At 56.8% G+C, this 11573-nt stretch carries 12 protein-coding genes, 1 tRNA gene and 1 rRNA gene; 6 read left to right on the forward strand and 8 right to left on the reverse strand.

The window, feature by feature from the left end:
• Positions 1-113: 113 nt before the first annotated feature.
• The 5 genes from HMPREF2836_RS08795 (at position 114) to HMPREF2836_RS08815 (ending at position 4677) form a co-directional block, all read left to right on the forward strand.
• Entirely contained in the window at positions 114-716 is a 603-nt protein-coding gene (locus HMPREF2836_RS08795) for a TetR/AcrR family transcriptional regulator (RefSeq protein WP_049350255.1), read from the forward strand.
• A gap of 257 nt (positions 717-973) precedes the next feature.
• The gene (locus HMPREF2836_RS08800; protein WP_049350256.1) at positions 974-2371 is read left to right on the forward strand and encodes a galactokinase; all 1398 of its coding nucleotides are present in this window, start codon (positions 974-976) and stop codon (positions 2369-2371) included.
• A gap of 448 nt (positions 2372-2819) precedes the next feature.
• Complete coding sequence (locus HMPREF2836_RS08805; RefSeq protein WP_005504128.1) at positions 2820-2984, forward strand: hypothetical protein; 165 nt, start codon at positions 2820-2822, stop codon at positions 2982-2984.
• Positions 2985-3536: 552 nt separating this feature from the next.
• Positions 3537-3857: a glutaredoxin domain-containing protein gene (locus tag HMPREF2836_RS08810; RefSeq protein ID WP_005508005.1), complete on the forward strand. Its 321-nt coding sequence runs from the start codon at positions 3537-3539 to the stop codon at positions 3855-3857.
• Between the two features lies 1 nt (position 3858).
• Positions 3859-4677 carry a shikimate 5-dehydrogenase gene (locus HMPREF2836_RS08815; protein ID WP_005504124.1) on the forward strand — a complete coding sequence of 273 codons (819 nt, stop codon included), beginning with the start codon at positions 3859-3861 and terminating at the stop codon, positions 4675-4677.
• A gap of 342 nt (positions 4678-5019) precedes the next feature.
• On the opposite strand, the gene HMPREF2836_RS08820 is transcribed toward HMPREF2836_RS08815, so the two are convergent.
• Both HMPREF2836_RS08820 and HMPREF2836_RS08825 read right to left on the reverse strand, forming a co-directional pair.
• Positions 5020-5841, reverse strand: a complete 822-nt coding sequence (locus HMPREF2836_RS08820; protein WP_070630111.1) for a rhomboid family intramembrane serine protease — start codon at positions 5839-5841, stop codon at positions 5020-5022.
• A 171-nt stretch (positions 5842-6012) separates the two neighbouring features.
• The gene (locus tag HMPREF2836_RS08825) at positions 6013-6540 is read right to left on the reverse strand and encodes a peptidylprolyl isomerase (protein ID WP_005508008.1); all 528 of its coding nucleotides are present in this window, start codon (positions 6538-6540) and stop codon (positions 6013-6015) included.
• A gap of 173 nt (positions 6541-6713) precedes the next feature.
• On the opposite strand from HMPREF2836_RS08825, the gene HMPREF2836_RS08830 reads away from it, so the two are divergent.
• Positions 6714-7049, forward strand: a complete 336-nt coding sequence (locus HMPREF2836_RS08830) for a hypothetical protein (RefSeq protein ID WP_005504118.1) — start codon at positions 6714-6716, stop codon at positions 7047-7049.
• A gap of 282 nt (positions 7050-7331) precedes the next feature.
• Here HMPREF2836_RS08830 and rrf read toward each other — a convergent pair.
• From rrf to HMPREF2836_RS08860, 6 genes are all read right to left on the reverse strand, one after another.
• A 5S ribosomal RNA gene (gene rrf / locus HMPREF2836_RS08835) occupies positions 7332-7448 on the reverse strand.
• A gap of 3 nt (positions 7449-7451) precedes the next feature.
• Positions 7452-7524, reverse strand: a tRNA-Ala gene (locus HMPREF2836_RS08840).
• 91 nt (positions 7525-7615) lie between these two features.
• Entirely contained in the window at positions 7616-8815 is a 1200-nt protein-coding gene (locus HMPREF2836_RS08845) for an acetamidase (RefSeq protein ID WP_239662310.1), read from the reverse strand.
• Between the two features lie 207 nt (positions 8816-9022).
• Positions 9023-9475, reverse strand: a complete 453-nt coding sequence (locus tag HMPREF2836_RS08850) for a DUF3349 domain-containing protein (protein WP_049345093.1) — start codon at positions 9473-9475, stop codon at positions 9023-9025.
• Positions 9476-9525: 50 nt separating this feature from the next.
• Positions 9526-9819, reverse strand: coding sequence for a hypothetical protein (locus HMPREF2836_RS08855; protein ID WP_044149971.1), 294 nt, complete (start codon positions 9817-9819; stop codon positions 9526-9528).
• 14 nt (positions 9820-9833) lie between these two features.
• Positions 9834-11060, reverse strand: coding sequence for an inorganic phosphate transporter (locus HMPREF2836_RS08860; RefSeq protein ID WP_070630112.1), 1227 nt, complete (start codon positions 11058-11060; stop codon positions 9834-9836).
• Positions 11061-11573 lie beyond the last annotated feature (513 nt).

The following is an 11573-nucleotide window of genomic DNA, read 5'->3' on the forward strand; positions in this document are numbered from 1 at the left end:
TGAGTGAGAATCAACATTGCTTTTTGGGTTTGTGCCGCGTATTTGTTGGGTTTTTGTTTGCCGCGGGGTGCATCTTGCTCAAGATATAGAGTTGAACACCCTAAAATGAAAGGGTGGTACTTTCCCGTGAAAAGATTCTAGATACCGCCTACGAGGTCTTGGCGACCTACGGTTTGGCGGACCTTTCCATGCGCCGACTCGCTCAGGAGCTTCACGTGGCTCCCGGCGCTCTGTACTACCACGTGAAGAATAAGCAGCAGCTTCTCATTCTGTTGGCGGATTACATTCTGGCTCGTGCCCCGAAGTCGATGTCTGAGGAGGCTGAGCCGAATCCGGAGGCTATTCGCGCTTCGATGATTCGCCGCGGTGATCTTCTGTTCTCCCTGCTCTACCCGATTCGTGAGTGCCCTGAGGTGGTGCGTTTGAGTTTGACTCTGCACCCGCGTGAGTTGAAGCCTGTGGTGGCTATGGCTCATGAGTTCCAGGCTCTTGGTTTGGGTCATGCGGAGGCGCTACGTCGTGCTCGTTTGTTGACTCATATTGCGTTGAGCCTGGTGGAGGAGTATCAGACTCTGCCGCTGATTTCGCCTCAAGAGGCTGTGGCGAGTGGCGATGTTCCTCTGATTGAGAATGCGTTTAACCGTTACCGCCAGGATCTGCTTTCTGCGATTGATTCGATGATGGTGGTGCAGGAGCCTTATACGCAGGATGCGTAAGTCGCCTGTTCCTCTTTTGGTTTATTAGTTGTGTATGGTGCCCCGTGCCCCCTTGTGGGGGTGCGGGGCTTATGCGTACGTTGGTGATGGTTGCTCTGCCGTGCTCTGATACCGGCGCGGTTTGGCGGCTGAGTCGATGTTCGCTGGTTTTCTGCTTTAGTCTAGAGGTGACACGTGCTTGTACCCGGAGCGTATCGGGTGCGCGAAGGATGTCGTTTATGTTTTAGTGCCCTGTTGGGCTTTATCAGAGGTGTTCCATGTCGATGACCGCTACCGCCCAGTGGGCGGCTCTTCCGGACCATAGCGCGGAGATTGCGCGTGTGCGTGAGGAGTTTATTACTGCGTATGGTTATGAGCCGGATGGTGTGTGGTCTGCGCCTGGGCGCCTGAATCTTTTGGGCGAGTACATTGATTTTTTGGGTGGCTCGTGTCTGCCGATGCCGTTGCCGTACCGCACCTATGTGGCGGGTGCGTTGCGTCGTGATGGTGTGTTGCGCGCGGCTTCTTTGCAGATGCCCGGCGATGAGCGCACGGTTGTAATTCGCGATATTCAGCCGGGTCATTTGAAGGGCTGGTTCACCTATGTGGCGGGTGTTGCGTGGGCGATGAATCAGGAGGGCGGCAGGGATATTATGCTGCCCGATGAGTTTGGTGCTGATCTGCTGATTAATTCTCGTGTTCCGGTGGGTGGCGGTTTGTCGTCTTCGGCTGCTTTGGAGTGTTCGACGGCGTTGGCGTTGTTGGAGCTCTCGTGTCCGGTGCGTGATGAGTGCCCGGAAGCGGATGCTACCCCGGCTGATAGTGATGCGTTGCGTGCGCGTCTGGCTCAGGTGTGTATTACGGCTGAGAATAAGATGGCTGGCGCGCATACGGGTGGCCTGGATCAGACGGCGTCATTGCGTTCGTATCCGGAGCAGGCTCTGGTGGTTGATTTCCGTGATTTTTCGATTGAGCCGGTTGCGGTGGATATTGCTCAGCATGGCCTGAGTTTTTTGGTGATTGATACGAACACTCCGCATGAGCTGACGGATGGCGGTTTTGCGGCTCGTCGTGCGGCGTCTGAGGCGTGCGCTGATGCTTTGGGTCTGCGTTTTTTGCGTGATGCCCTACCGGAGGATTTGTCGTGTGCGGGTATGGATGCGCGTGCTGCGAAGGCGTGGCGTGCGGATTTGGTGGATTCTTCGGTGAATCGTGCCCTGGATGCGCTGGAGGACGCGGGTCGTCCGTGTTCGTTCCCGCGTGGTTGGGTGCGTCATGCGTTCCACGATATGACTCTGGTGGGTCGTGCGAGCTATTTGCTTCAGCACGCTGATGAGCTTGGTTTCGCGGCATTTGAGGAGGCTGGCCGCATTTTCACGGAGTCGTTTGTGTCGATGCGTGATGAGTTACGTGTTTCTCGCCCGGAGATTGATGATGCGGTGCAGGTGTGCCTGGATCGGGGCGCGTTGGGTGCCCGTATTGTGGGTGGAGGTTTCGGTGGCGCGGTGATGGCGTTGATTCCGACCTCTCAGCTGGAAGCTGCCGCGGATGCGGTGGCGACTGCGTATGCTGTGCGCGGCTATGCGGCGCCTCGTTTTTTGCCGATGGTTGCTGGTTTTGCGGCGTCTCATGATTGGGCTGCGGGCGCTGATCCTACGGATATTCCGGTGTTGTAGGGTTGGGCGCTGAGGTTTGCCAGCTGAGGTCTGTCATAAATCGGCGGGGTGTCATAGGGGCGTTTTTTCAGGGTTTGAACGATATTCATAGCTGGAAGTTTCCTGCGAGTTTCTGCAATTTTCCTCCGCTCATCCCCTGTAATAACGCGCTGATAAGCCATAATTTTTTGGTCATTGATCAAAAGTGGCGCCACGTTTTCTGAGGGTGGTTTTTCTTGCCTTCGCGGGTATGTACACTTATCGACGGACGCAATCCGTGAGCTGTAAAGTTTCGATGCGCATAGTCCGGCATATGGATAGCATCTACACTGGGTTCGACCGTCACATACAAGCCCAGCTTGCAGGTTTCGTCTACCAAAGCATCACACTCCAGTTTTCTGCCCGCCCCGGGCAGGTACCTCACCAAGAGTGAGGCTTTAGAGCGCGAAAGCGCAGAAAGGAGGCCCCCGTGGGCTTCGATATCAAGGGTACCGTTGAGCAGGGCCTCGACAAGGCTCAGGAAGTCATCAACGAGAAGGCTGGCAAGGAGGTCGTCACCGACGAGCACGTTGCCAAGGTTGAAGAGGTCGTGACCGAGAACGTCTCCAAGCTGACCGAGAAGTTCGGCAAGTAAGGCGACAGCCTCCTTTGGATTGGCGCTCTGCCTCGCTTCCTCGTGGGGTAGGGCGCCTTTCCCTGGGTTTGCATTACAGGCTTTCACTCAACGGCTTTCACTCAACATCTCTCTCGCATAATGGGGCGTTCTGCCCCGCCTGGGTTCTTTCATTCACCGACTCACTCGGCATATTGCTCAGCTTCGGTTACCGCCTGGTAGCCTGTTTTCACTCTTCTTTTACTCTTACTCAGCACAAGTACTCGCGCTTTCTCGCGAACTGTATACGCCCCGCATCATTGGTCCGGCAACCTTGGTGTGGGGCGTATGCCGTTAATGCACGGGGTGAAGGCGTCTGGGGCGGGGCGGAGGCTTCTGGAGCGCAGAGTGAAGGCTTCTGCGGGAGTGCTGCACGGGCTATGGGAGTGCGGCGCGGGCGTTCGCCCTATGAGGACCTCTCCCCTGCCCCTGTAACCTCAGGCTATGCTTGATATGTCAACTTATTGAGCTGCGCCCTCAGGTAGGTTTCAGTGCCTCCTGAAGACCGCGGAGCACCCCGTCTATGGAGGAACTATGTTTGAACGTCAGCAGTCCGATCAGCAGAAGGCACGCGAGGTCATGAAGGATGGCGGCGTCGTCATTTATTGGCGCCCCGGCTGCCCCTACTGCGAGGCTCTGGATTCTAAGCTGGGCGAGCTGGGCGACCACGCTACCTGGGTCAACATTTGGGAGGATCCGCAGGCTGAGGCGCACGTGAAGTCCCTCAACGACGGCAACGCGACCGTCCCCACCGTGGATACCGGCGACACCCACTTTGTGGTCGCTGACCTGGTGAGCCGCAACAAGGTGAAGAAGCTGATTGAGAACACCCTCAACGCTGGCGGCGAGGCTTAAGATGGCTCGCCCGGCGCTGAACCGCGATACGACGGTCTGCATTTCCTTGTCTGGTCGCCCGTCGAATCACGGTATTAAGTTCCACAATTACCTGTACGAGAAGCACGGTCTGGATTACCTGTACAAGGCGATGACCACTACCGATATTGAGGGTGCTATCGCCGGCGTGCGTGCTCTGGGTATTCGTGGCTGCTCGGTGTCTATGCCGTTTAAGCAGGCTGTTATCCCGCTGATGGACGATATGGACCACTCGGCTGCGGTTATTGGTGCGGTGAACACGATTGTGAACACTGACGGCTTCTTGAAGGCGTACAACACGGATGTGATTGCGGTGGCTTCCCTGCTGCGTTCGCATAATGTGGATCCGTCTCTGCCGTTCCTGCTGCGCGGTTCGGGCGGTATGGCTGCGGCTGTGGCTGGTGCGTTCTTTGATGCGGGCTTCTCCCAGGGCATGATTATTGCCCGTAACGAGGAGACTGGCCGCGCGCTGGCTGAGCGTTACGAGTACGCCTGGGCGCCGGAGGTGGGCAACCTGCGAGCGCCGATTCTGGTGAACGTGACCCCGATTGGCATGGCTGGCGGTGAGGAGAGCGAGGAGCTGTCCTACCCTCAGGAGGCTATTGCTGAGGCGCAGGTGGTCTTTGACGTGGTGGCGATGCCCGTTGAGACTCCGCTGGTTCGTGCGGCTCGCGCGGCGGGTAAGGAAGTTATTCACGGCGGTGAGGTGATTGCTCTGCAGGCTGCTGAGCAGTTCCGCCTGTACACCGGCGTGGAGCTCACCCCCGAGGAGGTTGAGGAGGCGGAGGCTCAGGCGAACTAGGTTCGCGCCCGCTGCTTCTTCGCCCCGTGAGGGGCTCGATACGTGAAAGTGCCCGGAAGGTTGATCCTTCCGGGCACTTTTTGTTCTATCCGGCGCTTCGCGCCGAAATTTTTTGTAATTACACACATCCTGGTACTTAAGGTTTTCCACATCTGTGGAGAAATCTGGGGAAAACTCTTACACCCGTGTAATTCACTCTGTGTAATTCGGTCATTCTAGCCTGTATCCACAGGTTTTTAACATGTACTCACACTCGTGGAATTACACGAATGTAGTTATACACAATGTGGAAAACTGCTGTGGATAACCCGACTCCGAGGCGGATTTCCGCGGGTTTCAGGCTCAATAGCGGCCCTTGAACCGCCGCTGCAGGCCCTGTTGCGGCGGCTCCGAAGATTCAGATGACTCGGGCTTCTTCACGAACGGAATAATCAGCAGGGTCGCGAGCGCGCCACTGACAAGACCGCCAAAGTGTCCCGCGTGGGAAATATTCGGGTGGAAGAGGCTCTGCACAACATCAATACCCATGAGCAGAATAAAGAGGCGTGCGGTGTCCTTCTGCTTCCGAAGAAGCAGAAGGACGAAGAACGCGCCGTAGAGACCGTACACACCGCCTGACGCACCCACGGCACCCCGGTAGTAGGAGAAGAGGTACACGCTGCAGCCGGCACCCACGGTAGCCGCCATATATACGAAGAGGAACTTCCACCGCCCCATCATGCGCTCGAGGGACACACCGAAGATGAAGAGGTAAATCATGTTCCACACCAGGTGCATCGGATCAGTTTGCGAGTGCACAAACCCGTGCGTGATGAGGCGGTAGTACTCGCCGTGGTGAACACGGGGACCAGACATCATGCCGAGGTTGTGCACCCAACGGAATGGAATAATCTGTTGCAGACCGTACACCACGACGTTAATCAGAATGAGCGTGTACGTAATATGCCAGTGACGGGCGATGAAGGAACGCTTCGGGCTCGAGGCGCCTCCATTGAGGTCACGGTAGCAGTCGGGGCAGACCATGCCCACATCCAGCGCCACCTGGCATTCGCCGCAGACGGTGCGGTTGCAGCGCTTGCACTGGGCGTAGCTAACGCGGTTGGGGTGGTTGACGCAGACGGTTGGGGTCTGCCCGTAGCCTGCGTAGTTGGGAAAGTTCTCCACTGAACCTCCAGGGGTTGTGTACCGGATCAACCGGGGTGGTGTGCGGGGGATGGCGCGCGCGGGCATATAAGCGCAGGGACCCACCGGAAGAATCCTGGCGGGCCCCTGAACTATACGTGTTTTCTCAACACCTTCAGCAGAATGCTCGTATGAGCCTTCCGATGGGGTTTATTAGAGCTTTTCGATGTCGATCGAGGAGATGACAACGTCCTTGACCGGGCGGTCCTGGAAGCCGGTCTCAACGCCCTCAATAGCGTCAACAACCTTCTTGGATGCCTCGTCGGTAACCTCACCGAAGATGGTGTGGCGGCCGTTCAGCCAAGGGGTCTCAACGGTGGTGATGAAGAACTGAGAACCGTTGGTGCCGGGGCCTGCGTTAGCCATTGCCAGCAGGTAGGGCTTGGAGAAGGAGAGTTCGGGGTGAATCTCGTCCTTGAACTGGTAGCCGGGGCCACCAACGCCCATGCCCAGGGGGTCACCACCCTGAATCATGAAGTCCTTGATGATGCGGTGGAACACGACGTCCTTGTACAGGGGGGTGTTCATGATTTCACCGGTGCGGGGGTGCTTCCACTGACGGGAGCCGTCAGCGAGGCCGATGAAGTTCTCAACAGTCAGCGGTGCGTGGTTGCCGAAGAGCTCGACGACGATGTCACCGTAGTTAGTGTGGATAGTTGCCTTAGCAGTTGCATTAGTCATGGCTCTATTGTGGCACGGGGCGGCGCTCATTCGCCATCTAACATGTTTTTTCGCCCCGGGCGCACCGTTGGGCGGGCTTTTTGGGCGGGAATTGAATATCCTGAGAGGTGAACACTACGCGCGCGGCGGCGTTTTCTGGTCGCTGGCGCATTTCAACCGATGGAGGTCACCCCATGTTCTGCTGCAAGAAGCGTAAGGCACGCAAGGCTGCTAAGGCTCAGGCTATCGTCTCTTCTCTGGCTGCTGTTGAGTCCGCGCTGGAAGGCAAGACCGCTGAGATGTTCGCTGAGAAGCTGACCGGCAACAAGAAGGCCCTGAAGAAGGCTCGTAAGGCTACCGCAAAGACCGTTCGCGCCGCTGAGAAGGAACTGGCTCGTATTGAGCGTAACGGCGGCAAGCGCCCCCGTAAGGGCCTGGCGTTCCTGGGTCTGCTGGTTGCTCTGGGTGTTGCAGGCGCCGCAGCCTACAACGCAGCTCGCCCCGTGGAGGACCCCTGGAAGAACGCATAAGCGTTATTCCCCGCATTTTCTTCTCTACACGTTCTGAGGCGCCGCTAGCGGCGTGAGGGAGCGCATTGTGAGAGATAGCCGCCCGCTAGAGTTTTACTCTGACGGGCGGCTATTAGTTTATTTTTTCGGGGTGTTTGTTTTTTAGGGGGGACAGGGGCGAGAGGAGGAGCTAAAGATAGAGCACTGAATCTCCCCGGGTGCACCCTGCGGTATTTCCCCTAACATACCCGGATATACAAAGAACCCCATGTCTTTCGACATGGGGTTCTCGGTTCAAAAATAAACCGGCGATGACCTACTCTCCCACACCCACAAAAGTGCAGTACCATCGGCGCGAAGAGTCTTAGCTTCTGGGTTCGGAATGGAGCCAGGCGTTTCCCTCTTGCTATAATCACCGGAAAGTGGAGGCGAGGGGACTCGAACCCCTAACCCTCTGCTTGCAAAGCAGATGCGCTACCAATTGCGCCACGCCCCCGCGGTGCTCTACTAGTCTATAACACCTTTTGTGGCTTCACCAAATCCCCAGGCACATTTTTTTAGTTAGACCCATCACATTACTGAGGGGTTTAGGTAATAACCTCACCCGGCACTGTTGCCTCACGCTTCGTCAGAGCCTGCAGGGGGCCACTAACTTCCTGCAGGTACTTACGAACCGCAGTGCGTTGCGCCTCCTTCGCAGACTCCTCCTTCGATTCCGGCGCCTTGAAGCCCAGCTTGAACGCATCCCACTGGCTCGCCGAGGGGTACTTCTCACGAGCATTCCACACCAGCGAGAACGAGGCCAAAGTGTTCAGCTCCTTCTTCGTGGCAGCCTTCGACAGCACATCAGCAACCGTTGCCACGCGTGAAGACTCGGCAACACTCACCGAAATCTTCGACTGCGCACCCGAGGGCAGGCTCAGCGCCTTCTCCGGAGCCAACTGAATATTCAGATGAATCTGCTGTACCCGCTCATTCTTCAAATCCAGCTCAGCTAGCGCACGGAAACGCTTCATCAGGGATTCATAGTTCTCATCAATCACCACAGCGTTCAGGCGCAGCTCATCCGCAAGCAGCCCCACCTGAGCGTAGCTCGCATTAGTTCCCAGCGCTGCGTTAGCGGTCAGTACCTTCAGCCACTGCTCTTCTTTCAAAGTCGCCGAATCATTGACTCGCAGTGGGCTCACCGGCGCATCCGTCACCGTATTAGCAACGTTCTGCGGGTCATTCGCCAAATCCACACCGCCATAGGTAACGCTCAGCCGGTGCAAAGAACCGTAAACGGACAGATTAGTCAGAGCCGTAGCAGCCGCCGCCAAATCGGCCTGTGCCGCCGCCGTGAGGGAGAAAGAACCCACCAGACGCAGGTCCTGTTCACTACGCCCCTTACCCACATAAATACGCCCCAGCGACTCAATCTTCAGGTAGCGGGTATCGATATTTTCACGCACCAGACGCTCACGACGCGCCAACAGCTTCTCCGTTGAAACCACCACCGCAGCATCCTCGCCCAGCACACCGGTGGCGGCGATCTGCGGCATTGCGGCAAGCACCCCGGCGGCGGCAACCACGCCGCCGGTCAGAAGCAGGGAACGGCGGGGCACCACGAGGCGGCGCACCTGCCCGGCAATAGCCTCTTTAGCGGCATCTACGCGGGTAGAGGGGGTCTTAGTCACAGAGTCCTCAGCGGCAACGGATGCTGCCTCAGAAGAGCCCTGAGAGGCTCCCCGGGTAGAAGTATCGGGAATGTGAGAGTTCTCGGGTTCCAAAGAAGGGGAAGAAGACACAGAATCTCCAGGATGCAGGGCGAGCGCAAAGCCCACCAACGGTTTGAGGGGAGTGAAGTCCCTCTAGAATACCGCCCGCACCTATGCGCATGCCGACAACCCGCTGCGCATCCATCGCAAGGGCATAAAGAAAACCTATGGGGTGGACTCAGTCCACCCCATAGGTCACAAGCTTCATGAGAGCTCTGAACTCTCAGCGCAGATTATTTAAGCTTCCTCAGCCGAAGTAGCATTCGGAGCCGGGATATTAGCCGACTCAGCAGCAAGCTCCGCAATGCGAATCTCGCCGGTCGTCGGATCCTCATACGCAACGTACTCGGTGCCGCCTGCGGTGGGCTCCGCATCCTCGTTCACGTGGTTCTCCGCAATCAGGAAGCCGTGTGCACCAAGAATCTTAGCGACGCGGTCAATATCCTGAGGAGTCGGAGTATGGTCCACCACGCGGCGAATGTACTCATTAATGCGCTGGTCACTCACATACGCCTCACCACGGGCAGCGCGAGACTGCATGAGCTGACGAACAACTTCCTGCAGCTGCTCATCGGTCAGACGCATCTTCAAAATAGCCATCACTGCCGCGCGGTCCTGCACCGGAACATCCTTGGGATACCCGACGCTCAGCCAGTCGATTACTCGAGAGATCATGCTCTTATCAGGCATCGAGCCCCTCCTTCGAAGCAGTCATCATATGCAATTTAGTGTTCACGGGATTAGTGGCCTCCACCGGTTACGCCGAAGATATTCCAGCCGAAAGTGTGGTCGATAAAGTCCTTAGCGACCCAGAGAATACCGATGATTACGATTGCTACGATAATAGCAAAAATGCAGAACGCAGCAATCTTCGCCGCCGTTCCCGGAGGCTCAATTTCAACGAGCTTGCCGTCCGCGGTGTACTCGGTACGACCAGCCAGCATACGCAGACCCAGCGCATAGAGCGCCGGAAGGCCCGCACCAAAGAACAGACCGGCAATCAGCACCGGAATAACCTTGTTCACAATGTCCATCAGATATTCCACGGCTACGAACCTGCCTTCTCAGTAGCAAGAGTCTGCTCTGCGGATGCGTCAGCGCTGGTGACTGCAGCGCCTTCCTCTTCATCCCAGTCGCCAGTCACGTTCGAAGCGTCAATGTTGTCCTTCTGGGAATGACGCCACATCAGGAAGCAGAAGATAATCAGCAGCGCGAACACGGTCAGCTCGCCAACGAACTGGGTGCCGGTCAGAGCGTTCAGGCCGTGACCAATCAGCCAGGTCAGAGCACCCACAATTGCGGCAGCCGGCAGAGTAATCAGCCAAGCAACCACCATGCGGCCAGCAACAGACCAGCGAACCTCAGCACCCTTACGGCCCAGGCCACTACCCAGAATCGAACCGGATGCCACGTGAGTGGTGGACAGTGCCATACCGAAGTGGGAGGAGGTCAGAATAATCGCGGCGGATGCACCATCAGCAGCAACACCCTGCGGGGTGTCTACCTCAACGATACCCTTACCGAGGGTGCGGATAATGCGCCAGCCACCCAGGTAAGTACCCAGAGCAATAGCGATAGCGCAGGAAGCCTTCACCCACAGGGGGATCGCGTCATCGTTGCTCAGAGTGCCCGAGGCAACCAGAGCCAGGAAGATCACGCCCATGGTCTTCTGCGCATCGTTAGTACCGTGCGCCAGAGACATCAGGGATGCGGTCGCAACCTGTCCTTTACGGAAGCCGCCGTGCTTACGGTCGTCAGCCACCGGGGCAGCAATACGGTATACCAGCCAAGTGCCGGTTGCCGCCACAATAGCCGCAATGACGGGGGAGAGGACCGCGGGAACAATAATCTTGGACAGAACGCCCATCCACTGCACGCCGTCAAAGCCGATCGCGACAATAGCCGAACCAATCAGGCCACCAAACAGAGCGTGCGACGAGGAGGAGGGAAGACCCAGAAGCCAGGTCAAAACATTCCAGAGGATACCGCCAACCAGGCCGGTAAAGACGATAAGCATCAGCGCCGGGCCATCCGTTGTTACATCGATACGATCCAGGTTCACGATGCCGCTACCAACCGAGCGTGCCACCTCAACAGAGAGGAACGCGCCGACAAGGTTCAGGGACGCAGACAGCGCCACGGCGGTCTTAGGCTTCAGTGCACCGGTGGCAATGGAGGTTGCCATCGCGTTACCGGTGTCGTGGAAGCCATTCGTAAAGTCGAAGGCGAGCGCGGTAAGCACCACGATCACGAGAATAATGAGTTCTGTAGTCACAAGAAAATTATCTGTCGGTTTTCACGAAATCTAAAGTATTCCGAATTAACACGAAATAACAGATAAACCCACAGTATTGAGCGGGTTTCCGTGAGGGTTTTACTATAGAGCCCATATTTCAGGGGAAAATCTCCCGATATTCCGCGGAAAAAAGGGTGCACCTATCGGAATGCTTAAGTTGGTTTATGTGGCTTATGCGAGAGTGCGGGGGAGAGGGGTGATTATATCCATCAAGAGGCTAAAGTGTGTTCACCAAGTGTTCACTTTCAGGAACCTCCCAGCTTTCTTTTTGTGACACACCTTTATTATTCAGACCTCATTTGGGCCACCAAGCTACCCGCACGGGATACTCCTGTGGGTTTTTACGGCGCTGGGCTTTCTGCGGAGCACATTCTCCACAGTAGGGGTTTCCTACAGCCGTGCGCATTCGAATATCACGAAGAATTGAATCTATACCCGCGGCGCACGCAGCACATCAGCTTCGCGAGGTATTCGCATCTACCCCCCCCCCCC

The organism is Rothia sp. HMSC065C12, from assembly GCF_001812085.1.
In the GTDB taxonomy this organism is placed as follows: domain Bacteria; phylum Actinomycetota; class Actinomycetes; order Actinomycetales; family Micrococcaceae; genus Rothia; species Rothia mucilaginosa.